This window comes from Lamprocystis purpurea DSM 4197 (genome assembly GCF_000379525.1).
Taxonomy (GTDB): Bacteria; Pseudomonadota; Gammaproteobacteria; order Chromatiales; family Chromatiaceae; genus Thiodictyon; species Thiodictyon purpureum.
Genome location: NZ_KB902375.1, coordinates 24,530 through 49,313, shown reverse-complemented (window position 1 = coordinate 49,313; position 24,784 = coordinate 24,530). Strand labels below are relative to the sequence as shown.

Annotated in this window: 21 protein-coding genes and 2 tRNA genes; 12 read left to right on the top strand and 11 right to left on the bottom strand. The window is 63.8% G+C overall.

The genetic code is table 11. The features are described from left to right. The 8 genes from cas7g to A39O_RS0103710 form a co-directional block, all read right to left on the bottom strand. A complete protein-coding gene (gene cas7g, locus A39O_RS37715) occupies nucleotides 1-1,137 on the bottom strand; it encodes a type I-G CRISPR-associated RAMP protein Csb1/Cas7g (RefSeq protein ID WP_083924499.1) in 1,137 nt (378 codons plus the stop codon). Then, a complete protein-coding gene (cas8g2, locus tag A39O_RS37710; RefSeq protein WP_083924498.1) occupies nucleotides 1,134-2,063 on the bottom strand; it encodes a type I-G CRISPR-associated protein Cas8g2 in 930 nt (309 codons plus the stop codon). Before cas8g2 ends, cas7g begins: the two co-directional genes overlap by 4 nt. Further along, nucleotides 2,063-4,933, bottom strand: coding sequence for a type I-G CRISPR-associated helicase/endonuclease Cas3g (gene cas3g / locus A39O_RS0103740; protein WP_020503366.1), 2,871 nt, complete (start codon nucleotides 4,931-4,933; stop codon nucleotides 2,063-2,065). The genes cas8g2 and cas3g overlap by 1 nt, the downstream gene beginning before the upstream one ends. A gap of 681 nt (nucleotides 4,934-5,614) precedes the next feature. Further along, complete coding sequence (locus A39O_RS0103730) at nucleotides 5,615-6,457, bottom strand: Fic family protein (RefSeq protein WP_157639598.1); 843 nt, start codon at nucleotides 6,455-6,457, stop codon at nucleotides 5,615-5,617. A 478-nt stretch (nucleotides 6,458-6,935) separates the two neighbouring features. Beyond that, a complete protein-coding gene (locus A39O_RS31860; RefSeq protein ID WP_020503363.1) occupies nucleotides 6,936-7,358 on the bottom strand; it encodes a hypothetical protein in 423 nt (140 codons plus the stop codon). A gap of 235 nt (nucleotides 7,359-7,593) precedes the next feature. After that, nucleotides 7,594-8,541: a phosphatidate cytidylyltransferase gene (locus tag A39O_RS0103720; RefSeq protein ID WP_020503362.1), complete on the bottom strand. Its 948-nt coding sequence runs from the start codon at nucleotides 8,539-8,541 to the stop codon at nucleotides 7,594-7,596. Next, entirely contained in the window at nucleotides 8,538-9,158 is a 621-nt protein-coding gene (locus tag A39O_RS0103715) for a lysophospholipid acyltransferase family protein (protein WP_020503361.1), read from the bottom strand. The genes A39O_RS0103720 and A39O_RS0103715 overlap by 4 nt, the downstream gene beginning before the upstream one ends. Next, nucleotides 9,155-9,808 carry a CDP-alcohol phosphatidyltransferase family protein gene (locus A39O_RS0103710; protein ID WP_020503360.1) on the bottom strand — a complete coding sequence of 218 codons (654 nt, stop codon included), beginning with the start codon at nucleotides 9,806-9,808 and terminating at the stop codon, nucleotides 9,155-9,157. Before A39O_RS0103710 ends, A39O_RS0103715 begins: the two co-directional genes overlap by 4 nt. A 159-nt stretch (nucleotides 9,809-9,967) precedes the next feature. On the opposite strand from A39O_RS0103710, the gene A39O_RS36165 reads away from it, so the two are divergent. Beyond that, nucleotides 9,968-12,574: an nSTAND1 domain-containing NTPase gene (locus A39O_RS36165; RefSeq protein ID WP_026199145.1), complete on the top strand. Its 2,607-nt coding sequence runs from the start codon at nucleotides 9,968-9,970 to the stop codon at nucleotides 12,572-12,574. 474 nt (nucleotides 12,575-13,048) lie between these two features. On the opposite strand, the gene A39O_RS0103700 is transcribed toward A39O_RS36165, so the two are convergent. From A39O_RS0103700 to A39O_RS40255, 3 genes are all read right to left on the bottom strand, one after another. After that, on the bottom strand, nucleotides 13,049-13,987 hold the full coding sequence (locus A39O_RS0103700; RefSeq protein WP_020503359.1) for a trypsin-like peptidase domain-containing protein: 939 nt from the start codon (nucleotides 13,985-13,987) through the stop codon (nucleotides 13,049-13,051). A gap of 23 nt (nucleotides 13,988-14,010) precedes the next feature. Beyond that, entirely contained in the window at nucleotides 14,011-14,256 is a 246-nt protein-coding gene (locus A39O_RS31850) for a CU044_2847 family protein (protein WP_020503358.1), read from the bottom strand. 331 nt (nucleotides 14,257-14,587) lie between these two features. Further along, nucleotides 14,588-14,794, bottom strand: a complete 207-nt coding sequence (locus A39O_RS40255; protein ID WP_157639597.1) for a hypothetical protein — start codon at nucleotides 14,792-14,794, stop codon at nucleotides 14,588-14,590. A gap of 97 nt (nucleotides 14,795-14,891) precedes the next feature. Here A39O_RS40255 and A39O_RS0103680 point away from each other — a divergent pair. The 11 genes from A39O_RS0103680 (at nucleotide 14,892) to ribBA (ending at nucleotide 24,676) form a co-directional block, all read left to right on the top strand. Next, nucleotides 14,892-14,968 (top strand) — tRNA-Val (locus A39O_RS0103680). A gap of 190 nt (nucleotides 14,969-15,158) precedes the next feature. Further along, a complete protein-coding gene (gene thrS / locus A39O_RS0103675; RefSeq protein ID WP_020503355.1) occupies nucleotides 15,159-17,078 on the top strand; it encodes a threonine--tRNA ligase in 1,920 nt (639 codons plus the stop codon). A 210-nt stretch (nucleotides 17,079-17,288) separates the two neighbouring features. Continuing rightward, the gene (gene infC / locus A39O_RS0103670) at nucleotides 17,289-17,822 is read left to right on the top strand and encodes a translation initiation factor IF-3 (protein ID WP_026199144.1); all 534 of its coding nucleotides are present in this window, start codon (nucleotides 17,289-17,291) and stop codon (nucleotides 17,820-17,822) included. Between the two features lie 28 nt (nucleotides 17,823-17,850). Further along, nucleotides 17,851-18,045 (top strand): 50S ribosomal protein L35, encoded by a 195-nt coding sequence (gene rpmI, locus A39O_RS0103665; protein WP_020503353.1) that lies wholly within the window; start codon nucleotides 17,851-17,853, stop codon nucleotides 18,043-18,045. 32 nt (nucleotides 18,046-18,077) lie between these two features. Next, the gene (rplT, locus tag A39O_RS0103660) at nucleotides 18,078-18,437 is read left to right on the top strand and encodes a 50S ribosomal protein L20 (protein WP_026199143.1); all 360 of its coding nucleotides are present in this window, start codon (nucleotides 18,078-18,080) and stop codon (nucleotides 18,435-18,437) included. A gap of 262 nt (nucleotides 18,438-18,699) precedes the next feature. Next, a complete protein-coding gene (gene pheS / locus A39O_RS0103655; RefSeq protein WP_020503351.1) occupies nucleotides 18,700-19,731 on the top strand; it encodes a phenylalanine--tRNA ligase subunit alpha in 1,032 nt (343 codons plus the stop codon). Nucleotides 19,732-19,812: 81 nt separating this feature from the next. After that, the gene (gene pheT, locus A39O_RS0103650; RefSeq protein WP_020503350.1) at nucleotides 19,813-22,203 is read left to right on the top strand and encodes a phenylalanine--tRNA ligase subunit beta; all 2,391 of its coding nucleotides are present in this window, start codon (nucleotides 19,813-19,815) and stop codon (nucleotides 22,201-22,203) included. Between the two features lie 4 nt (nucleotides 22,204-22,207). Beyond that, nucleotides 22,208-22,507: an integration host factor subunit alpha gene (gene ihfA / locus A39O_RS0103645; protein ID WP_020503349.1), complete on the top strand. Its 300-nt coding sequence runs from the start codon at nucleotides 22,208-22,210 to the stop codon at nucleotides 22,505-22,507. Beyond that, nucleotides 22,488-22,865: a MerR family transcriptional regulator gene (locus A39O_RS0103640; protein ID WP_020503348.1), complete on the top strand. Its 378-nt coding sequence runs from the start codon at nucleotides 22,488-22,490 to the stop codon at nucleotides 22,863-22,865. Before ihfA ends, A39O_RS0103640 begins: the two co-directional genes overlap by 20 nt. Before the next feature lie 469 nt (nucleotides 22,866-23,334). Next, nucleotides 23,335-23,411 (top strand) — tRNA-Pro (locus tag A39O_RS0103635). Nucleotides 23,412-23,554: 143 nt separating this feature from the next. Further along, complete coding sequence (gene ribBA / locus A39O_RS0103630) at nucleotides 23,555-24,676, top strand: bifunctional 3,4-dihydroxy-2-butanone-4-phosphate synthase/GTP cyclohydrolase II (RefSeq protein WP_020503347.1); 1,122 nt, start codon at nucleotides 23,555-23,557, stop codon at nucleotides 24,674-24,676. Nucleotides 24,677-24,784 lie beyond the last annotated feature (108 nt).

Genomic DNA, 24,784 nt, shown 5'->3' with positions numbered 1-24,784 from the left:
CTAAACCTTGTTTTCTGCTTCGGCGGAAGCGGTCTTCGCAGGCTTTTTCTTACTGTTCTTTGTCTTTTGATCTGGCGCATCTTGAAGGTCGGCATGTGCCAAATCCTTAGAGAAGGAAAAACTCCCGTCCGGTTCGACCGCAAAGTCTTGCTTTACGTTCATGGTGTATTGCACCGCTTTGTGGTGGTCCAGCAACACCGGCGTGCGCACCCCATCCCTACCAACAGTTTCCCAATTTGCAGAAACCGATGGATCAGGAGTAAGGAGGCAACCTTGACGAAGAAAACCATCCAAAGACGCAGTAGCCGCCACCAAAGATAGCCCCAACACGTAACGGCGCAAAGCACTGGTGGTCTCGGTTGTTCCCCGAAGGCGCCGAAGTGCAACGAGGTTGATGGTGATATGTCGCTCGATGCCGCCGCGCACAAGAACGCCGCCAAGTGCCTTGCCTGCGGGAACATGAACGAAGCCGCGCTTTGCGAGAGGACTTTTCGGGTCGCCTTCTTGCTTCTTCTTATCCTCATCGCTAAACACATCGAGTGCAGCGTAGTCGATTGGTGGATTGTACTGAGCTGACCTTGTCATTTCTTCAACGTCCCAGGCACGGATCACGGCCTGAAGAACGCGCGGAAGTTTTGCTTGGGTGTCACGCGAATCCCAGACACCGAAAATCAATGATGTTGGCGCTAACTTAGCGATATCGGTAGCATCACCGTTGTCAAGGAACTTTAAGAATGCTGCATTGGCTTTTTCTTTCAGTTCCGACGAACGGATAAGCGCATCGCCGAGTCGATGTCCGACTTCAAGAATGGAGACAAATTTTCCTTCGCCGTATCTAATCGTTATCTGAGGAATCAGACCGGAGAGCGGGTTTTCTGTCTCGTTGTCGGGTGCGGCTTTGAATATAGGTTCTATGCGATTTCCTTGCGAGCCGACACTATCGATGGTAACAACGCGGCTCCCATCCGACAGGGTATCTATGTTATAGCCGATGTCCGCATAGGTTGGGGGAAATATGACCCCGCCTTCGCCTTCCACAGGCAGGAGTTTTTGCTTCAGATGTAGTGCAACCGGTCCCTCTAGGTCGTCAGCCCATTGATTGATATTCTCGTCAGTTAGCGATAGCAGTATGTTCATGGTCTCGATTCCTCCTCGGCAAAGGTGACAACTTTGTTCTTGCCGGATAAGGCAAGTTGAAAAAAGAAATATCTCTGCGATAAGGCAGGAATACTGCCAGATAACGCAGTGCGCGCGATGACAGTTGGAAGAGGGTAATCCCAGACCGCGTAACGCACCTTACGTGAGCCATATACGTTCGGCCGCACATGCTCCATGCCGAGAGCCGCGAAGAACTCTACAACGGGGGAGGCGGCTATAAGGTGTTCTTGGTCGTTCGGCGAATAGCCAGCATCGATCGCTGTCCAGCCACCGCGTGGATCGAAATTGAAGCTTCCGCGCATTGGAGTGAGAACATCGAAGGGACGTTCTATTACTGCATCACGATGATCGTGCCAGAGATTACTTATGCCATGCGTCTTCAGGTTACCGATAGGCTGCTTCTTGGTCCCCTCGTGGCGTGTCCCAAACAGCATCGCCCGAGCGATTCGGAGTGCGGATCGGTTTCCGGCATAGAGTTTAAACTTGTCTCTGGTAGAGCCGTCTGCCCAGTGTGTGAAATTTATCACTAACTGATCGGTCGTTCGAAGACGTATCGGAAAACCCATCGGATCTCCTGAGCGCTCGGGGAAGGTCTCAGAGAAATGGTATATCAGATTTAGCGACGTTTCCGCGGCGCTCTCGTCTACATCTTGCCCCCGAACTGGTTCGAGATATCCGTATGGTGCCCAGCACTCTATTTCGGAAGTTGTGATAGCATCGAGTACGACTCGGTAAGGGTTTGAGGTTCCGGGCGTGCGCAAGTGGAAGTGTGTATCTCTTGCGCGAAGCCAGTCGAACCAGCCTTCTGCCTGACCAATAAGTAAGTCAGCGGCTTCGAGGAACCCCAGGCAAGCAAAGACCTGTCCGGGATTGAACAGATCCACCGGAATAGACGCTTCAGCCATTAGTCAGCCTCCTGCTTGGCGTATGATTGCTTGGAATCGTTTTCGCGTGACGCTTGCTGGTCCGCCGCGCGAAGTAGAGACTCCCACCAGGCAAGTCCCCAAGGCCCCCAGCGCTGCTGTAAGCAAGCGAAGCGAAGGGCAACATCACGTGCGCGCTGAGCCAGTATGGAGGGTGGTGCGTCCTCGCACCCGGCGGTTGGTATCAAAGGGCGGGCCTGCCCATGGTGAGCGGCAATCATGTGCAGGATCAGGTCTTGCAGGTCAAGCGGAAGCGACTTCAGTTCCGGATCGTCTTGCGCATACCTCAGTGATCCAAACTCGTGTCGATAACCGTCCAGAAGGCGCCAGTTACAGGGTCCTTTGGTTTTGGCATAGGGGCTGCCTTGACGAGGCGCGTTGAACGCCCGTTGCCACCGTTCGGCTTGTTTTCCCTCGTCATGAAGGCGTGCCGCGATCACGAGGGCGCGTGTATAAGGGGCGGGGAGTCCGATCCGGTCGGCGAGGTTTCTTGCCTTGGTGGCTGCACAAGACTGATGCGCTTTAAGACTTTGCAGGGAACCGACCGACCGGTCGTCTTCAGTTGCAGCGTCGTAGCGCCATTTGTCGATCACCAACCAGCGAACGCTTTCTCCGTCGTCGGACTCTTCGGTTGCGAAACGCAGTCGCTCCCGCCAATCTTTGTCGGCTTCTGATCGTTCTTCGATTTTTCCCTGGATGCTCCGCACTCGGAAGCGGATCACGGGAGCTTGTTTATCGGTCTTATTCTCAGTTGCTGGTTTGTCTGTTGGTGGATTCAGCCAGTCCTCCCCGTCGTCTGCGGTATGACGGGGAGGAGCGCTAACCTTCTCGCTCAACAGCCCATCGTCAGTCAGACCACCGAACTTTGCGTCCACTACCAGAGTTTTTCCGACGAGGATTTTGCGGAAGCGATCACGAAGGTTCGCCGGAGTCATTTTGTCATTGGGAATGAAATCGGACAGCTTGCAGGCTTGAACAAGATCGCCGGTTGGAGAGAGTGCAAAGGCAACGCAATCTGATCCGCTTAGGATCGCCGGCGATTGTTGTGCCTTATCGGCGGCTTCGTGAAATATCGGTGTTTCGCGATCTGGCGAGTCATCTTGCTTTGTGCGTTGTCGTGCTTGCTCCCAGTGTTTCGCTGCCACCGGCATGAGCCAATCGACCACCCGCCAGGTCTCAGTTTCCAGAATCTCGCTAATGTGCGGCGGGGCGGCTTCAAAAAAAGCTTCGATCTCTTTTGGTTCGACAGTTGCACCTTTGACGCGGATTGGAAGGTGTTTACGCCAAAGGATTCCCGTTTGAGGTTCGTCATCGACCCAACCTCGAAGCCATGGATCAACCTCAGGACGCCCCGTGTGTTCTTTGAGCGATGTCATGGACCAGGCATCGACGAGGGCACGGGTGAGTGCAGGGCGCAACGGTACCGGGGAGGTGGCGTCAGCAATATGCACACGTAACTGGTCATCGGTAACCGACCGAGTCTTCAAAGCGCGAAGCGAACCAGGGCTGACATTTGCCGATCCGTCCGCGTGTTGTGGCAGTGCTCCGACGAGCGCGTGTAGCGCGGTATGCTGCCTGATTGCGCGTGCTTCACTGGGGTTCGGGCTGTCTGCTTTTGCAGGCTTGGGTGCGCCGGTATCAAAGACGACCACCTTAGCATCGCCCTCTCCACGTCGGTTTACGCGGCCAAGTCGTTGCACCATGCGCTCCCAGGCCACTAGGTCACAGATCATGTGATCCGCGTCGAGGTCGACGCCGACTTCGCCCGCAGACGTCGCGACCAGGAACCTTGGCCCAGTTAGCTCAGTGTCGGAGCCCGCCAGGAAGCCCATTTCTTTCAGTTTCTCACCGGCCGTCTCACGCTCGAATACACGGCGCGCACCGACGAAAAGTTCCGTCTCGCTGTCCATCGTATTCTGGCCCGTTTTCTTTCGCTCAGCGATCAGCTTATCAATCTGCACCTTGGCAGCTTCTGCGGTCTTTCGACTATTGCAGTAAAGAATGCAGCGGACAGCGTTCTGACCTTGGTCGGAAATTTTCCAGGCAGCTTCGGCCAAGGTGACCGGCAGATCTTTCTCGCTTGCAGGTGAACAGGTTAGCGCTTTCCTCGCGTTGAGTCGCTGTTGTGTCACGGGCTGCTGGAGGTGTGGTTCGTCCAAGTCCGATTCTTCCAGTTGAAAGACCGTGCCCGAACGCTCACGTCCAGTCGCGGAAAGCGAGAGCAGTTTGAATGGCGGAACTAGCGTTCTGTCCGCGTTAACCCTCGGGCCAAATTGGTTGGCATCGGTCTCGATCGCTTCCAGCAATTTTTCGAAAGGAGGCACAAGATGCGCCTCGTCGAGCACGACCAGGGTGTCGGCTCCGAGTAGTCCTGCATGGTAGGGGCGCATCTTTCGTGAGACACCAAAGCCCTCGAACAAGAGACGCGAACCGATCATGTCTACGGTGCCGACGATAATGGCAGTGGCGCTCGGATCCTCCAGCCATTCACGGTTATCGATATGTTGCCCGCGCAACGTTGAGATTGACAGAGGTCGTTCAGAACTCAGGTTTTTCCGCAGCTTGATCGCGAAGTCCGTTGCTTGATCGACAACGGCGCGGCGGTCGACTACATAAACCAAGCGTCTTGGCAAAGCGACTCGCTGCTCGTGAGCGAGTAGCCATAAGGCCATGACAGCCGTCTTACCTAAACCCGTTGGTACATCGACAGCGGAAGGAACGATGCCGCGCGCAAACCAGTCACGAAATAGCCGGATCTGCCAGGACATCGGCGGGAACCCCGCCAGACTCGTAAAGCTAGCTTCGAATGTCATCTTGGCGAATCGCTCCAGAGTGTTCGAGCTGAAGAACATTTTGGTGTTGCCCGTGCAAGTCCGTTGGGTGTTGCTCGCGAGAGGACGAAACGCTTCGCGGTTGCTCTGAAGGGATCGCGTGGGTCGTCCGCTTCTGCAATGAGGCCCCGGTGCGTGGCCGGGGAAGTTTCGCTGAGACCGATCCAAGAAAGCGTAGAACGCATCTGCTTCAATGGGGCACCGTTGTAACGTACGGGGAAAGGCTTGGATCGTCATCGGGAGCATCACAACATGTAGTGAGTTCCAGCGGTAGGTGACACAAGCGTGTCCACTAAGTGCTTGAACAGGTCGCCTCGCTCGTCTATTCTCTCCACATTCAAAATAATAGCATTCTTAAGCGTAGAACGCATCTAAACATGGAAATCAATTTTTCCGGTATTTTGGAAGGTTTTTTGTCTTTGGCACAGGTGCTTATGAAGATCGACTTTTATGTCATGGTTGCTGGGGCGGTCATGCTTTGCCTCGTAGTGCTCCTCGTGGCTGTCCTGAAACATCAGTAGGCAGATGGACTCAGCGGCTGACCTGTCGTTGCAGACAGAGCGTATTGTGTTCGGATATGTCATGTATCGTCGGGTCTCGGGTGGGATGGTGCCTAGTCCCGGCTGGAGTGCTTATGCTTTGACAGCGCTGCAAAGGTTGCTGACCATGGAACGGTGCGCTTCTCTGGTGGCGTTTGAGAGGTTAACCATCAGTTTGCGCGCTTCGAAAGCGTGTATTCCAACAACCTATCAAGAGCGTCCCATCTCCCCGATCCCCCGCGGCCAGCGCCGCAAGATAGCTTCCCCGCTCATCGTCACCCGGCGCCAACCGCACCGGCGGGAGTTCCAGCCGCCGCAGCACCAGACGCAGAAACACGCGGGTAACCCGGCCGTTGTAGTCGGCGAAGGGGTGGATGCGCAGTAGTCGGCCTTCGGCGAAGGCGAGGGTTTCGAGCAGCCGTTCTGTGGTTTCCAAACCCTGGGCGGCGAGGCGGGCCTCCAGATCGCGTCCGTAGTCGCGCATGAGGATTGGCACCAGCGGCCACGGCGGGGCGACGTGGCTGCCGACGGTGACGCCGACACGGCGCCATCCGGCCAGATGCGGCGCAACGGGTGCGCAGATGGCGGTGTGCAGGTCGTGTACCAGTTGGTCGTCCAGGGCTCGGGTATCGAATCGGGCCTGTTCGATCTGCTGTTCCAGGGTCAGGACTTGCCGGGCGATGGCCTTGGGACCTGCGAGGGGTTCCTGGGGGCCGACGGTCGCTTGTCGGCGTGGTGGGTTGGTGTGCCAGTGCTCCACGGTCGCGAGCGGGATGGGTTCGCGCTCGAACGCCATGGACTCGGCGACGTTCCGCGGGATGCGGCTCCAGCGGGTTTGTGCTCGGGCGGCAGTGGAGGTGGCACGCCAGGTGGTGATGGCCTGAGTCCAGGACTCCGGTTTCAAGGCGTGCCGATGCGATTCGTCGCCTTGGATGGATTGGCCGCGGTGCTCAGGCGGCGGTTCGGGCAGGCTACCGCTTTGCCGCGCGCTGAGGCATCTGTTCACGGTGCGGCCCTGACGTCAGCCGGCAGGGTGTGCGACACGGCAATCCGGTGAATGCAAAGCGCTGTTTCCATATGCAGTCCTTCCGGCATCGGTCTTCCAGGCGGGACGCTTGGTTGATCCTACCGTGCTCCGCCGCTTGGTGGTAGCGGGGCCGGGAGGGGTGCTGGTGTGTGTTTGTAAGCGCTCATCGCATCGCGAGCCTCGCCCGGCCCGTGGCGGAGCGGGTGCAACTCGGTATGGGGATCCTCAGCCCTGACGCATAACCTAGTTGCTGGCTGACATCTACCGGCGCACCGGTCAGCACGCTGGATTGGCAGGCCGCGTCCGCCGGCGTGCTTGCCTTCAGTCCGGACGGCCGGACTCTGGCACATGGCGCGGCCGAGGTCCGGGGCGCCCTGAGCCGGCGAGCCCGGCGCCGGGGTTCGTTGATCGGTTCAGGCTCGGCGCTCCGGAGATCCCCCGCGGCGCCGCAGCGATCTCAACGGCCGCCGATTGCTGCCGCCTCGTCTTTCAGCATCGCATCGGTCTGGGCGCTGTCGGCCTTCTGGAGGTCTACCGCGGCACGGTCCTGCGCGGCGGCGGCCTTGTCTTCGTCCACCTCGGCCTTGACCGCGGCCTCGTCTGCCGCGTCGTCGGCTTTCGCGGCGGCCTTCCGGTTTGCCCCGGTCGGGTCAGCCGCCGCCTTGGCATCCGCGGCAGCGGCTTCTTTCATCTTGAGCGTCCTCTCTTTCATGGCGGCAGCGGCTGCCTCCTGAGCCGCGGCGGCGGCTTTGAGGACCGATGCTTCCGCGGCTTTGGCGGCGGCGGCAGCCTTGTCAGCGACGCTGTCCGCGCTGACCACGCCGGACAATGCGATAGCGACGGCGACGGCGGATGCGGCAATGACGTGTTTCAGGGACATGAATCTGTTCTCCGATGTTACAGGTGAGGATTGTTCGGAACGTCGTTCATCAATGGCATTGACGGGCGGTCTTCCGGACTGCAGGCCGGCATGGACCCGACTGCGACCGACGTAGGGGCTGGACTGTCCGGCGCCGGCGAGCGGGATTCAGGCTTGCGGTTCCCGCGTGATCGCCACCGAACAGCCCGTGATGTTACACCGAACTGCCGCGTCCGGCCGTGTATTCCGTCGCACTTCAGGTGTAGTAATAGCGCACGACATGGAAGAACACCGGAGCGGCGAAGCACAGTGAGTCGATGCGGTCCAGGATCCCGCCGTGGCCTTCGATGAGCGTGCCGAAGTCTTTCACGCCGCGGTCGCGTTTGATCGCCGACATCACCAGCCCGCCGGCAAAACCCGTCAGACAGATCAGCAGCGCGATGACCGCCGCGGCCCAGGGGGTGAAGGGCGTGACCCACCACAGCAGGGTGCCCACCAGGGTGGCGGCGACGATGCCGCCGACGGTGCCTTCCCAGGTCTTGTTGGGACTCAAGCGGGGCACAATCCGGTGTTTGCCCAGGGTCTTGCCGAAGACGTACTGGAGCACGTCACTGAGCTGCACCACGATGATGAGATAGAGCAGCAGCTTGGCTCCCTCACCCTGATAGCCGGGGATCTCCAGCATCAACAGGGCGGGGGCATGGCTGACGCAGTAGACGGCGATCATCAGGCCCCATTGGATCTTGGCGGTGCGGGCCAGGAAGTCCTCGGTGTCGCCGGCCAAGGCGCTACGCAGCGGGATGAACAGGAAGGCATAGACCGGGATGAAGATGGCGAAAAGGCCGTACCACTGAATGCCGACCAACAGGTACTGGACCGGGGCGAAGATAAAGAAGGCCCAGAACAGGGTGCGGTGATCCGCGCGGTGCGTCGGGGTGAGTGTGATGAATTCGCGCAGGGCGATAAAGGAGGTCAGTGCGAACAGGATCACCGAGCCGATCCCGCCGGTGGCGAGCGCCGCCACGAACACCGCCGTCATTATCCACCAGGAGCGGATGCGGGCATTGAGGTTGGCGATCACCAGCCGCGCCGGTGCTTCGCGCACTCGCCGATCCAGGGCCCAGCCGATCAGGCTGCTGAGGGTCAGCAGGCCGCCGATGCCGCCGAGCAGGAGCAGCATCTCAGGGTCGGTCAGCAGGTTCATCCGCGTGCTCCCAGGCCGATCAGGGCCGCGCGGGCCCGTTGCAGAAAGGCGTGCCGGTCCTCTCCAGGTGCCAGGGCGAGCGGCGCGCCGAAGGTGGCGCTGCCCAGCAGCGGTACCGGCAACACCTCGCCCTTGGGCAGGATGCGGCTGAGATCCTGGAGATAGACCGGCACCAGTTCCACGGTTGGTCGTTGCCGGGCGACGAAATAGAGCCCCGGTTTCAATTCACCGACCGTGGTGCCGTCGCCGCGGGTGCCCTCGGGGAACAGGATCAGCGAGTCACCCGCCGCGAGCGACTCATCGATCCGGCGCAGGGCCTCGCGGCTGCCGCAGCCGCCGGCGCGTTCGACCAGCAGCGCGTTCAGCACTTGGCAGGCCAGCCAGCGGCGCAGCCCCGGCCGGTCCCAGTAGTCCGCCGCGGCCACCGGGCGGGTGCGGGCGCGCAGGGGGGCGGGCAGGGAGGCCCAGATCACCAGGGTGTCCAGATGGCTGCTGTGATTGGCGTAATAGACGCGTTGGGCGGTGGTCGGCGCGGCGCCCGCCCACTGGGCTCGCACGCCGGTGATCAGTCGGGTGAGTCCGGCGAGCAGTCGGGCGGCGGCCGGTGCCGTGTTCATCGCGCCTCCAGCGCGCGGAGGATCGTCTGGGTGCGACGCACGGCCGTGAGCCCGGTGCCGAGCACGATCAGGATCAACACCAGCAGCAGCAGCACGCCGTCCAGCCCCCAGGGGCTCACCAGTGCGGCGCCGAGGAGGCCGGTGGTCAGCGCCGCCATCCGGTGGGGCTTGGCCATGGGTCCCTGGAAGTTCTGGGGCAGACCCAGGGTGCCGCCCAGGGCGCGGATATAGGCGGTGAGCAAGGCCAGGAGTCCCGCCGTCCAGGCCAGTTCAGGCCCCCAGGCGAGTCCGCAGGCATAGCCGACCGGGACGATCAGCAGCGGATCGGCGATGCGGTCCGGGATTTCATTGTAGACCTCTCCGGAGCGCGAGCCGAGTCCGCCCTCCACCGCCACCATGCCGTCTAACAGGTTGCACAGGAGACGCAACTGGATACAGGCGGCCGCGGCCAGATAGAGCCCGGCGCGCACCTCTGGCGGCACCGTTGGCGACAGGAGCATAGCGATAGCCCCCAGCGCCGCGAACACCAGGCTCAGCAGCGAAATATGATTGGGCGCGACCCGCCGGGCCACCAGCCAGCGGGCCAGGCCGCGCGCCCAGGCGGTATTGCGGGTCTTGAGCGGACGACGGGCAGAGGGTGTTGACGGCATCGGGCGGGATCTCGGTGGTCGTCGTGCTGTCATTCAAGCATAGGCAACAGAGCCCCGGCAGACAACATCCGAACAGCGCGAAATAGCTTCTCGTGACACCGCTCCGGAGATTGGGCAAGTATTCGTTCGCCTGGTGCAATCGCGGTATCCTTGGCACCCATGGACCAATCGACCTTCAACGACCTGTGCCGCCTGCTGGAGCGGATCGAGCCCCTGAAGGATCAGCGCCGGCTCAAAGCGCTGGTGTCCCTTGCCCTGCTGAACCACCAGGTGATCGGGGAGGTGCAGTGGGACGGTGCACCGGCGGTAGTGGTCTCGGAGCTGATTCGCGCCTGCCTGGACTTCGACCAGCCCACCGAACGGGGTGAAACGCCCCTGTGCGCCGTGCTCGGCGCGCTCCGTGACGAGGGCCTGGCCGATGGCCGGGTCAAAGCGGACTTCGACCGCCTGCGCGAGCGTCTGGGCTGTACCAGCCCCGTGGTGGATTGGCCCCATGCCCCCTATCCCGGCATGTTGGCCCTGGACCACACCCAGGCGCCGATCTTCTTCGGCCGCACGGCCGAGACCGCGGATCTGCTGGCGCGGCTTCAGACCCCCCAGGGCAAGGGCCTGCTGGTGGTCGCCGGGGCCTCGGGGTCCGGCAAGTCCTCCCTGGTCCGCGCTGGTCTTTGGGGTACCCTCAAGGACCCGGCCCGCACCCCGATCGCCGGCTCCGCGGGCTGGGTGATCACCGCGATGAAGCCCTCGCAGCCATCCCGAGACCCTCTGCAGAATCTGGTCTACAGCCTCGGGCCGGCCGGCATCCCCGGCCTCGGCGATCCGGACCAGGAAGCGGCGGCTCTGCGCGGCACCCGCGCGGGCCTCGCCGAACTGACCGGACGGGTGCTCGCCGGGCGACCCGCCGGGGCCTGCTGGCTGCTGATCGTCGATCAGTTCGAAGAGCTCTTCACCAGCATTGCGGACGCCGAGCGTCAGGTCTTTCTGGATACCCTGCTCCTGGTCCTGGGTCAGGCCGGTTACCCGCGCCTGGTGATCACCATCCGGTCGGATTTTCTGGACCGCTGCATTGCGGACCCCGGTCTGCGTGCCGTGTTCAACGACTGCGCCCACTATGGGGTCGGCACCCCCGGTCCGGCGGCCATGACCGAGATGGTCGAGGGCCCGGTGCGGCGGCGCACCCTGGCCCGGCCGGTCCGGTTGGTCGACGCCCTGACCAACCGGCTGGTCAGGGACGCGGACCGCCAACCGGGCGGGCTGGCCCTGCTCGCCTTCGCCCTCAAGGACCTCTACACCCGCTGCAGCGGCCAGCCCGAGCCGACGCTGGGCGAGGCCGACTATGACGCCATCGGCGGACTCGCGGGGGTGATCGCGCAACGGGCCCGCGAGGCGGTCGCCCGCGCCGGGGTCGACCTGGACCCGACCTTGCCGCGGGTCTTCTCGCGGCTGCTCACCGTGCGCCTGGACGGCGAGGCGACCCGCCGGCGGGAGGACCTGGCCTATTGGGAGGGGGACGCGTCGGCGCAGGCGCTGATCCGCGAACTGGCCGGACCCCAGGCCCGGTTGCTGGTCACCGCCGGGCGGTGCGAGACCAGGTCCGCCGCCGACGTCCTCCAGGGCCGCGTGGTGGAGGTCGCCCACGAGGCGCTGTTCAACGCCTGGCCCGCCCTGGCGCAGTGGATCGAGCGGCGCCGCGAGGCCCTGATGCTGCGCCCCCGCCTGGCGCAGGACGCCGCCGGTTGGGCCGCCGCCGGCCGGCCGGACGGGCTGAAGCCCAGACCGGAGGTGGTCCTGGAGCAGCGCAAACTGCTGGAGGGCGCCGAACTCTGGGCCGAGTTGGTGCGCGACGCGCCGCTCATCGCCCACTTCCTGGTGCGCGACGACGCCGCGGAACTGCTCGACCTGACCCAGGCGGCGCGCGCCGCGGACACCGCCGGGTCCGCGTCCGCCGCCGGTCCGGACCTGGACCCCCGCACCGCGCTCCTGCACACCCTCACCGGCGAGGGCCGCGAGGCCGCGACCCTGAGCGCCCTGGTCGCGCGGTTGCGCGCGGCCGATCCGCAGGCCCCGGTCTGGCTGCGTGCCGGCCTCGATCAGGTGCTTGCCCAACTCGCCGACCCCGCACAGGCGCCGCGCTGGCACAGCCGCCGGACCCGCCTGGGCGACCTGCTCGCTGCCCTGGGAGACGACCGCGCGGGCGTGGGACTGCGGCCGGACGGCCTGCCCGACATCGCCTGGCAGGCCGTTCCCGCCGGGCCTTTCCACTGGCAGGACGGCGCGACCCGCGAGACCGGGGCCTATCGGATCGCCCGCTATCCGGTCACCAATGTCCAGTACCTGGCCTTTACTCAAGTGAAGGAGGCGTATGAGGATGACCGCTGGTGGCAGGAAGGTTTCGCGCCTCCCGAGCCCGCCAAACCCCAATGGGACCAACCCAACCGCCCGCGGGTCGAACTCGCCTGGGTCGAGGCCCTGGCCTACTGCCGCTGGCTGACCGTGCGCCTGCGTGCCGCCGGGTTGATCGGCCCCGCGGAGGTCATCCGTCTGCCCACCGAGTACGAGTGGGAGAAGGCCGCGCGCGGCACCGACGGCCGCGATTTCCCCTGGGGCGCCGGTTACCGCAGCGGCGATGCCAACGTCGACGAGACCTACGACCGCACCGGTCCCCTGTACCTGCGCGAGACCACCGCGGTCGGCCTGTACCCGCGCAATTGCTCGCCCTATGGGCTCATGGACTGCGCGGGTAACTGTGCTGGGAGTGGTGCCTGAACAAATACGCCGACCCGGATGACAGCGACACCCAGGGGCGGGATGAGCGGGCGGTGCGCGGCGGCTCGTGGAGCAGCAGTACGGCTGCCGCGCTTGCCGCGTCCCGCTTCCGGGACCCCTTCAGCGCCCGCCATAGCGTCCTCGGCGTGCGTTTGTTGTGTTCCGTCCCCATCGACTCTGAACACTGAGCCACTGATATTCTTATTGATCTGGCTCCCACGCTCCAGCGTGGGAGCAAGTCGCGACGCGGAAGCCGTCGCGTGGCGCCACCGGCCGCTGGAGCGGCCGGACGGCATTCCCACGCTGGAGCGTGGGAACGAGAAGAAATTCCAACCCGTAGGAGCCCGCTTGCGGGCGACGGGTGGGGGCACAATGACGCGATTCCGGCAGGTCAGGTCGCCCGCAAGCGGGCTCCTACGGAGCTTGATTCTTGATAGCGTCTTATTCGGAAATCGCCTAAAGTCCGACAGGCTGCTAGGGTCGCGTTGCCGCGCTCAGGATCTCGGCGATCACCTGATCGCGCGCGGCCTGGGGGCCGAACTCGGACGGCACGGCGGCGAGCAGCGCAAGCAGCGGTGTGTAGCCGTCGGCGTCGGGTCCGCCCTGTTCAAGGCAGGCGACCGCCAGGTCGGCGGCGACGTCGGTCGGGGTGCCGTCCAGGTCGATCCGGTTCAGGATCGGCTGTTGCCACAGCGCCAGGGTGATGAATTGGCGGCGGCGGCGCGTCTGGCTCCAGCCGGGCAGGGCGAGCAGGAGGTCGCGCAGACGGGCCGGCAGATTGCCGACGGGCGGGGCGGCCGGGCCGGACGGCGCGATCGGGACCCCCGCGGCGGCGCAGCAATCGATCAGGTCGTGAGTGGGAATGGCCCAACCGCCGAGGGCGGTGCGCACATCCCGACTCCAGCGGATGACACCGATGACCGTGCCGCGGCCGGGTGCGAACAGGGGGCCGCCGCTGAATCCGGGCTCGATCTGGCTGTCCTTGAATTTCAGCATGGTCCGCGTGCCGCCGGCGGCGGGTTGCCGGCTGGTCTCGCCTTCGTAATGGCCGGTGATCTGGTCGAACTCGGGCTGGTCGTCGCGCACCGGATAGCCGATGCCGATGAGGTCGGCGCCGGGGTCCGGTGGGGCGCCGAGGCGTAGCGCCGGGGCCGGTCCATCGGGGTCATGCAGCAGGGCCAGGTCCAGGTCGCCGTCAAGGTGGCGCAGCACCGCCGCGCGCGGAGCGCCCTGCCAGGGTACGCAGGCGATGAGGCTGCCCAGGGCGGTGTCGCGCCCAACTACATGGGCGCAGGTGACGAGCCAGCCCGGCGCGGGCGGGAAGCCGCAGCCGGGGCGCGCGCCCATCACCCGCACGCAGGCCGCGCGCAGGGCGGCCAGCCCAGGGTCGACGGCGGTGTCGGGCAGCGGCATGGCGGGCACTCAGGGGGCGGCGCTCAGGACCCGCCCCATTCGAGCGTGACCTTGAGATTGGCCGTGCCGGTACCGCGGGCGATGAGTGTGACCAGGGCGCCGGACTCCAGACCCAGTTCCAGGCCGAGCTCGACGCTGGCCTTGGTGGGCTTGGCCTTGGCGATGGCCGTGCCAAGGCCGGCGGCGATCTTGCCGAGGGTTGCGGTGATTTGGCTCCAACGCTCCAGCGTGGGAGCAAGTCGCGACGCTCCAGCGTCGCGTGGCGCCACCGGCCGCTGGAGCGGCCGGACGGCATTCCCACGCTGGAGCGTGGGAACGAGAAGCTGGTCCGGGTGCCGCCGGCGGCGGGTTGCCGGCTGGTCTCGCCTTCGTAGTGGCCGGTGATCTGGTCGAACTCGGGCTGGTCGTCGCGCACCGGATAGCCGATGCCGATGAGGTCGGCGCCGGATTCCGGCGGGGCGCCGAGGCGCGGGGCCAAAGCCAGGACAGGTGCCGGTCCGTCGGGGTCATGCAGCAGGGCCAGGTCCAGGTCGCCGTCAAGGTGGCGGAGCACCGCCTGGCGCGGGGCGCCTTGCCAGGGTCCGCAGGCGATGGGGCTGCTCAGGGTGGTGTCGCGCCCGACCACTTCGCAATGGCCGCGCCGAGGCTGGCGGCGATCTTGCCGAGGGTTTTGGTGACTTGATCGAAGGGGAGGGCATCGAGAACGCCGACCTCCTCGCGGCCCCCGCGGGGGATGACCTCGAAACAGGCGCGGACCCCGTCGCCCAGATCCACGGGCTGCCAGTGTGTTGTGACGTCGGACGGCATTGCAAACTCCAGGTTGTTGTTGCGCTCGTTTCGGCATCGATGAAAAAACGTTTGCCAAGACCCCGCCACGTCGTTAACATTGTGGGCTCTTGACGACAGGCGCGTAGCTCAGCTGGTTAGAGCACCACCTTGACATGGTGGGGGTCGTTGGTTCGAGTCCAATCGCGCCTACCAATATTCCAGCCGCACGCGGCCAGTCGCAAGCGTCCAGCCCGGTGTCGCCCGTCGTGGTGATTGCCCGTGTGCTGGTTGCTCGTGACCGGCCGCTGGCGGCTGTTTCGTTTGGTTCCCGCCTGAAGTTCGTGTCAGGCGATCCGTCATGTGATCCTTGGTATCGATCACCACTGAATCAAAGGATTCGCCCATGCCCCAGATTACACTTCCCGACGGTTCGCTCCGTCAGTTCGACGCCCCGGTGTCCGTGCATCAGGTGGCCGCGTCCATTGGTCCGGGTCTCGCCAAGGCAGCGCTGGCCGGGCGGGTGGACGGCCGGCTGGTCGATACGTCGTTCGTGATCGACACCGATGCCGCGCTCGCCATCGTCACCGCCAAGGATGAAACCGACGCCCTGGAACTGCTGCGCCACGATGCTGCCCATGTGATGGCCCAAGCGGTGCAGGAACTCTATCCCGGCACTCAGGTGACGATCGGCCCCGCGATCGAAAACGGCTTCTACTACGACTTCGCCCGCGCCGAGCCCTTCACCCCGGACGATCTGGTACTGATCGAAGCGCGCATGCACGAGATCGTCAAGCGCGATCTGCCGATCGTGCGCGAGGTCATGGATCGGGAGCAGGCCAAAGGGGTCTTCGCCGCGCTCGGCGAGACCTACAAGGTCGAGATCATCGAGGACATCATCCCGGTGGGGGAAGAAGTCTCGATCTACCGTCAGGGCGACTGGTTCGATGTCTGCCGCGGGCCGCATCTGCCGAGCACCGGCCGCCTGGGCGAGGGTTTCAAGCTGACCAAGGTGGCCGGCGCCTATTGGCGCGGCGACTCGAAGAACGCCCAGTTGCAGCGCATCTACGGCACCGCCTGGCGCGACAAGAAGGAACTCAAAGCCTATCTGACCCGCTTGGAAGAGGCCGAGAAGCGCGACCATCGCAAGCTCGGCAAGCAGCTCGATCTGTTCCACTTTCAGGACGAGGCGCCCGGCATGGCCTTCTGGCACGCCAAGGGCCGCATCATCTATCGCCTGGCCGAGCAGTACATGCGCGAGAAGCTCATGGAATACGGTTACGACGAGGTGGAGACGCCGCAGATTCTGGACCGTTCCCTATGGGAGCGCTCGGGTCACTGGGACAAGTTCGCCGGCGGCATGTACACCACCCATATCGACGAGCACGACTTCGCGATCAAGCCGATGAACTGCCCAGGGCACATCCAGCTCTACAACCAGGGGTTGAAGAGCTACCGCGATCTGCCCCTGCGCATCGCCGAGTTCGGGGTCGTGCACCGCAACGAGCCCTCCGGCACCCTGCACGGGCTGATGCGGGCGCGGCGCTTCACGCAGGACGATGCCCACGTCTTCTGCACCGAGGACCAGCTCCAAACCGAGGTCGCGACCCTCATCGATATGGTCTTCGAGACCTATCGTGACTTCGGTTTCGATCAGATTGCGCTGGCCCTGTCGCTGCGTCCCGAGAAACGAGTGGGCAGCGACGACCTGTGGGACAAGGGCGAGGCGGCCCTGGATCTGGCGCTCAAGGCCAAGCGCCTGGAGTTCAAGGTCCAGCCGGGCGAGGGCGCCTTCTATGGCCCCAAGATCGAGTTCACCCTGCACGACAGCATCGGCCGTGCCTGGCAATGCGGGACCATCCAGGTAGATTTTTCCATGCCTGGACGCCTGGGCGCGCACTATATCGCCGAGGACAACAGCAAGCAGACTCCGGTGATGATCCACCGGGCGATTCTGGGCTCGGTGGAGCGTTTCATCGGGATTTTGATCGAGCATTACGCCGGTTTGCTGCCGGTCTGGCTCGCGCCGGTGCAGGCGGTGGTCCTGAATATCACCGATCGGCAGGCCCCCTATGCGACTGAAGTGGCTAAAGCCTTGCGCAAAAAGGGCTTCCGTGTGGATTCGGACTTGAGAAACGAGAAGATCGGCTTTAAGATTCGCGAGTACACCCTGCAACGGGTCCCCTATCTGCTGGTAGTCGGTGATCGCGAGGTCGAAACCGGGCGGTTGACGGTCCGTGATCGCAAGGGCCAGGATCTCGGGTCATTCGATCTCGACGGTTTCGCGGCCTGCCTGAACGATGCGGTCGCGACGCGCGCGCACTGAGGGCCGGACGTAGGGGCGGGTTTCAAACCCGCCCCTACACCATAGGATCTGTCTGGATATCAGGTGAGAAGGCTATAACAGGTTGAGGGGGGCGACCGGACGTCGCCACCCGCGGTCGACGCCAGCGCACGCTGTGCCGGCGTTCGACAACGCAAGCGCAGGCCGGGTCGCACCCGGCACTCGGACAGGGACGGCCTTTTTTCAAACCTTGTGGAGGAACCGGCAATCGCTGCACCAAAGAGAAACCGCGTCAATCGCGAGATCAACATCCCGGAAGTACGGTTGATCGGCGCGGACGGCAACCAGGTCGGAGTCGTCAGGGTCCGTGAGGCCCTGGAAATGGCGGAAGAGGCGGGCATGGATCTCGTGGAGATCGTCCCGACCGCTGAGCCCCCGGTATGCCGCCTCATGGACTATGGCAAGTTTCGCTTCGATCAGAAAAAGAAGCAGAACGAAGCCAAGAAGAAGCAGAAGCAGGTCCAGATCAAGGAGATCAAGTTTCGCCCAGGGACGGACGAGGGAGACTATCAGGTCAAACTACGCAACCTGATGCGTTTCCTCCAAGAAGGGGACAAGGCGAAGGTCACCATGCGGTTTCGTGGTCGCGAACATGCGCACCGCGAACTTGGGCTGGAGTTGCTCAAGCGCATCGAGACTGACCTCACCGAGTTGAGCATCGTGGAATCCCAACCCCAGATGGAAGGACGCCAGATGGTGATGGTGCTCGGCCCCAAGAAGAAATAACAGTTCGCAAATAGCGGAGTTGAGCAATATGCCCAAGATCAAGACCAATCGCGGGGCGGCCAAGCGTCTGAAGCGCACCGCCACCGGCGTCAAGTGTTATTCGGCTTTCCGGCGTCACATCCTGACCAAGAAGTCGACCAAGCGGAAGCGTCATCTGCGCGCGGCCCGGCTGGTCCATTCCTCGGACCTGAAGTCTGCCCTGCGGATGATTCCTTACTGCTGATCGCTGATCGCACCTGATACCGGAGAGAGAAGATGCCACGCGTTAAACGGGGCGTAACCGCGCACGCCCGTCACAAAAAGATCATGAAGTTGGCGAAAGGCTACTACGGTGCACGTAGTCGCGTCTTTCGCGTCGCCAAGCAGGCCGTCATCAAGGCCGGCCAGTACGCCTATCGCGACCGTCGCCAGAAGAAGCGCCAGTTTCGCGCCCTGTGGATCGCCCGTATCAACGCGGCGGCCCGCCAGAACGGCTTGTCCTACAGCCGCCTGATCAACGGGCTCAAGCAGGCCGGGATCGAGGTCGACCGCAAGATGCTGGCGGATATCGCCTACCACGACAGCGTCGCCTTCGCCGCCATCGCCGAACAGGCCAAGGGCGCCTTGGCGGCCTGACGCCGCACACCCGCAAGGACGCGGGCAGTGATGATCGGCTCCGCACCTGATATCCAGACAGATTCCTGGTGTAGGGGCGGGTTTCAAACCCGCCCCTACGTCCGGTGATCACGTTCGACGGCCATAAGTAATTGACGAACGAAGGGAAAGGCCCTCGTCTTTCCCTTTTTCGTTGCCGCGGGATTCGCTGCGAATCCAACCCGGCATTTTTTCTGAATTCGCGTTCATTCGCGGACAATCTTCTTCAACGGTAGGTTGGACTATGCCCGAACAGACCGGACTCGGAATCGATGCGTTGCGTGCGGCCGCGCTGGCGGCGATCGACGACGCCGCGGACCTGGCCCAACTCGATCAGGTCCGGGTGCGCTTTCTGGGCAAGAGTGGTGAACTGACCGCGTTGCTCAAGCAACTCGGCACGCTGCCGAAAGAGGAGCGCCCGGCCGCCGGCCAGTGGATCAACCAGGCCAAGGACGCGCTCCAGCAGGCACTGGATGCACGGAAAGTTGTATTGGATCAGGCGGCGTTGATGGCCCGTCTGGGTGCGGAGTGCATCGACGTGACGCTGCCGGGGCGCGGCCAGCAGTCCGGCGGGCTGCATCCGGTCACCCGGACCTTGCGGCGCATCGAGCGCCTGTTTGCCAATGCCGGTTTCGCGGTGGTGGAAGGCCCGGAAGTCGAGAGCGTCTACCACAACTTCGAGGCGCTCAATATCCCGGAGCATCACCCGGCGCGGGCGATGCACGACACCTTCTATTTCGATGCCGACCGGTTGCTGCGCACCCATACCTCGCCGGTGCAAATCCGGGTCATGACCGAGCAGGCGCCGCCGCTCAAGGTGATCGCCCCCGGACGCGTCTATCGGTGCGACTCGGACCTGACGCACACCCCGATGTTTCATCAGGTGGAAGGGCTGCTGGTGGACGAGCAGGTGAGCTTTGCGGATTTGAAGGGCGTGCTCTACGACTTTCTGTCGAGCTTTTTCGAGCGCGACCTGAAGCTGCGCTTCCGGCCGTCGTATTTCCCGTTCACCGAGCCGTCCGCGGAAGTGGACATCCAGTGCGTGATGTGCGGCGGGGCGGGTTGCCGGGTTTGCAAGCACACCGGCTGGCTCGAAGTCCTGGGCTGCGGCATGGTCTACCCCGAGGTCTTCCGTCATGTCGGCATCGACCCGGACCGCTATCTGGGATATGCCTTCGGCATGGGAGTGGAGCGGCTGGCGATGCTGCGTTACGGTATCGACGACATCCGCCTGTACTTCGAGAACGACTTGCGGTTCCTGCGCCAGTTTGCCTGATCCCAGGAAGAGTGCCTTTTCCGGTTCAAGGATTTCCGGTTCACCGATTTTCAGGTTCACAGATAATAGGAATCCCTCCAGATGCGTTTCAGTGAATCCTGGCTGCGGGAGTGGGTGAACCCACCGGTCGACAGCCGCACCCTGGCCGATCAGCTTAGCATGGCGGGGCTCGAGGTCGACTCCGCAACGGCCGCCGCGCCGGCGTTCCACGGTGTGCTCGTGGGCCTGGTCACCCAGGTCGAGCCCCACCCTGACGCCGCCAAACTGCGGGTGTGCACGGTCGAGGTGGCCGCGGCCGCGCCGTTGCAGGTCATTTGCGGCGCGGCCAATGTGGCCGCCGGCCAGCGGGTGCCGGTGGCGACTATCGGCGCGGTTCTGCCCGGCGATGTGAAGATCAAGCGTGCCAAGTTACGCGGTGTCGAGTCGTTCGGCATGATCTGCTCGGCGGTCGAACTGGGGCTGGCCGAGACCTCCAGCGGCATTTTGCCGCTGCCGATGGAGGCCCCGATCGGCGCGGATTTTCGCGCGTGGCTCGGCCTCGACGACGTTTGTATCGAGGTCGACCTGACACCGGATCGCGGCGACTGTCTGTCGATCGCCGGGCTGGCACGGGAGGTGGCGGCGATCAACCGGACCGACTTGACGCCGCTTGCAGCGGCGCCGGTCGCGCCCGCGATCGATGCGCACTTCCCGGTCCGGTTGGAGGCGCCCGCGGCCTGCCCGCGCTATGCCTGCCGCATCATTCGCGGGATCGACCCCAGCGCCGAGACACCCTTGTGGATGCGCGAACGCCTGCGTCGCGGCGGGGTGCGCTCCATCAGTCCGGTGGTCGACGTGACCAACTATGTCATGCTGGAACTGGGTCAGCCGATGCACGGCTTCGATCTGGGCCGGCTGGATCAGGAGATCCGGGTGCGGCTCGCGGAGGCCGGTGAACAGTTGACCCTGCTGAACGGCGACGACATTGTGCTGCGCCCCGATACGCTGGTCATCGCCGACGCCGCCGGGCCGGTGGCGCTCGCCGGAATCATGGGCGGCTCCCGTACCGCGGTGGCGGACGATACCCGCGATATCCTGCTGGAGAGCGCGTATTTCGCACCGGCGCAGATTGCCGGCAAGGCCCGCGCTTACGGATTGCACACCGACTCATCCCACCGCTTCGAGCGCGGCGTGGACCCCGGACTGCAGGTCCAGGCGATGGAGCGTGCGACCCGGCTGCTGCTCGATTGCGTGGGCGGTCAGCCTGGGCCGGTGGTGAACGTGTTGGCCCCGGATCACTTGCCGCAGCGCGCCCCGCTGATGCTGCGCACGGCCCGCTGCACCCAGATCCTGGGGCTGGAGATCCCCGTCGAGACCATTGCCGACTTGCTGGCGCGCCTGGGAATGGATCTGGAGTCGGTCGCCGGGGGTTGGCGGGTGACGCCGCCCAGCGCGCGCTTCGATCTGATTCATGAGGTGGACCTGATCGCCGATGTCGGGCGGATCCACGGTTACGAACGCATTCCGGTCAGCCATACCAGCTCCGCGGCCGTCACCAAGGGCACCCCGGAGGCGGCCTTCGAGCTGGATCGTGCGCGTCTGCTCCTGGTGGATCGCGGGTTTCAGGAGGTCATCACCTACAGCTTCGTCAGCCCCGAGCTGCAGGCGCGGATCGAGCCGGGGGCCGAACCGCTGGTGTTGGCCAATCCGATCAGTGCCGACCTGTCCGTCATGCGTCTGTCACTGTGGTCCGGGTTGCTGCACACGGCACGCTACAATCAAGCCCGGCAGCAGGAGCGGGTGCGCATCTTCGAGACCGGCCTGCGGTTTCGTCCAGGGCTCGATGGACTGCGCCAGGAGGCGGTCATCGGCGGGCTCGTCATCGGCAGCGTGGATGCCGAGCAATGGGGGCAGCCCGCGTGCCCGGCTGATTTTTTCACCCTCAAAGCCGATGTCGAGGCCCTGCTGGCGCTGGGTACGGTCGGCGGCGTCGCGGGGTCGAGCTTCCGCTTTGTCCCGGCCAGCCATCCCGCGCTTCATCCGGGTCAGAGTGCGCTGATCGAACGCGACGGGCACCCGGTGGGACTCATGGGGATGCTCCATCCGACGCTGGCCGCGGGGCTCGACCTGCATGGCGATGCCTTCCTGTTCGAGGTCGAGCAGGCCGCGCTCGGCACCGGCACATTGCCCCGATTTGCCCCGATTTCCCGCTTTCCGGCCATCCGCCGTGACCTGGCCATCGTCGTCGATGCCGCCGTCGCCTTCGGTGATATCGCGGCCTGTATTCGCGCCACTGCCTCCGACTTGCTGCGCGATCTGGTACTGTTTGATGTCTATGCCGGGGGAACGATCGATTCCGGCAGAAAAAGTCTGGCTTTGGGATTGATTTTACAAGCATCTTCTCAGACACTTACGGACCAGACGGTCGATGAAACGATTGCGCGGGTACTGGACCGTCTGGCGTCCGAGTTTGGTGCACGATTGAGGGATTGAAGCGATGGCGTTGACTAAGGCCGATATGGCAGAACATCTGTTCGAAGAACTCGGGCTGAACAAGCGCGAGGCCAAAGATATTGTCGAGCAGTTTTTTGAGGAGATCCGGGCGGCGCTGGAGCGCGGCGATCAGGTCAAGCTCTCCGGCTTCGGAAACTTCGATCTGCGTGAGAAAAAGGAGCGCCCTGGCCGTAATCCGAAGACCGGCGAAGAGATTCCGATCACTGCTCGCCGTGTCGTGACCTTTCGTCCCGGTCAGAAACTGAAAGCGCGCGTGGAGGCCTATGCTGGAACCGAGCAATAGCGAGGTCGAGGTCGTCGGATCGGGCGAACTGCCGCCGATCCCCGGCAAACGCTATTTCACCATCGGCGAGGTGAGCGAACTGTGCGGCGTGAAGCCGCATGTTTTGCGCTATTGGGAACAGGAGTTCACCCAGCTCAATCCGGTCAAGCGGCGTGGCAACCGCCGCTATTACCAGCGCCACGATGTCCTGATGGTGCGTCAAATCCGGTCGTTGCTCTATGACCAGGGCTTCACCATCGGCGGTGCCCGCCTGCAACTCAGCGGCGAAGGGGCCAAGCACGACCTGAGCCAGACCCACCAGGTGCTGCGGCAGATGCGCATGGAACTCGAAGAGATCCTTCACGTTTTGCGCCGTTGATCCGCGGTGGGGTCCATGGCTGTTGTTCTTCGTGCGGTTGTTTGGGTGTGATCAGAACTGACGGGGCCGGGCCTCTCGGTAGGATGAGCAGAGCGAGAGCGATGCCCATCATCAAGCGTCGCGGTGGCCGGATGGGCATCGCTCTCGCTCTGCCCATCCTACGCGCATCTGCGACCACATCACTTTGGATCGCACCCCGGTTGGTCAGCAGTTCCGAATTTGGGTGGCCGCCGCCAACAGCGTGTCGGCAGCGAGGCCGATGGTGGATGCGCTGCGCTTATCCACCCTACGAAACCGGCTCCGTTGTAGGGTGGATAAGGCGCGCCGCTCGGTGGCAGGGACTCGGCACGGCGGTCGCGCGCGCCGCATCCACCAGAGGTCGCGCGGTGCCGCCCAAATTTGGAATTGCTGCCGGTTGGTTTCGCGGCTTGACACGGTCGGCCTTAAAACGTAATCTTACGCGTCCACCCGGGGCGTAGCGCAGCCTGGTAGCGCACCTGAATGGGGTTCAGGTGGTCGGAGGTTCAAATCCTCTCGCCCCGACCAAGTGACTGGGCGGCAGCAGATGACTCTGTTGCCGCCCTTTTCGTTTGTGGGCCGCAGACACGCCGCGTCGCGCCGTGAACGGCTCAGCGTGTCCAGGGTCCAAGCCCTGGTCTAAGCCCTGGTCTAAGCTGTAAGTCCCTCCCATGCCGCTAAATAGCACCGAAGAAATCATCGCCGAGCTGCGCGCCGGTCGCATGGTCGTCATCATGGACGACGAAGATCGCGAAAACGAGGGCGACCTCCTGATGGCCGCCGATCAGGTGACGCCCGAGGCGATCAACTTCATGGCCAAGTTCGGCCGCGGCCTGATCTGTCTGACGCTGACCAAAGAGCGCTGCGAGCAGTTGCGTCTGCCGTTGATGGTCACCGACGGTCACGCCCCGCATGGCACCGCCTTCACCGTCTCGATCGAGGCCGCCGAGGGCGTAACGACCGGCATCTCGGCGGCCGACCGCGCGGCGACCGTGCTCGCGGCGATTGCTGCGGATGCCCAGCCGCGCGATCTGGTGCAGCCCGGCCACATCTTTCCGGTGATGGCGCAACCCGGCGGGGTGCTGGTGCGTGCCGGTCACACCGAGGCGGGCTGTGACCTGGTCCGGCTGGCCGGACTGGAACCCGCCGCCGTGATCGTGGAGATATTGAACGAGGACGGCAGCATGGCGCGCCGGGCCGACCTGGAAGCCTTCGCGCAGACCCATGGGCTGAAGATCGGCACCATCGCCGATCTGATCCATTACCGGGTTCGCCACGAGAAGGCCGTCATCAGGGAGTGTGAGTGTGAAATGCCCACGGAACATGGGGAGTTCCGGGTGCTGGCCTATCGCGACAGCATCGACAACGATCTGCATCTGGCGCTGACCATGGGCGAGATCGACCCGGAACGGCCAATCCTGGTGCGTGTCCACTTGCAGAATACGATGTGCGACCTGTTCGCCCCGCGGCATCCGGCCTGCGGCTGGCCGCTACAGGCCGTGATGCGCCAGATTGCGGAGGCGGGCGAGGGCGTCATCGTCGTCCTGCGCAATCGCGACAATGCCGCGGACCTGCTGGCGCGCCTGAAAGATCTCCAGTTGCATGACGGCGAGGACACGGTCCCGGCGCGGCGTCATAAGGAACGCAGCGAACTGCGCACCTACGGCATTGGCGCCCAAATCCTGGCCGATCTGGGCGTGCGTAAAATGCGCGTGATGAGCGCCCCGAAAGCCATGCACGCCATCTCGGGGTTCGACCTGGAGGTGGTCGAGTACGTCAGCGGCGGGCGCTGAGGAGCCGTTTACTCATAAGCGAAGCAAGTCCGCTAGCAGCCTGTCGGACTTTAGGCGATTTCCGAATAAGACGCTATCAAGAATCAAGCTCCGTAGGAGCCCGCTTGC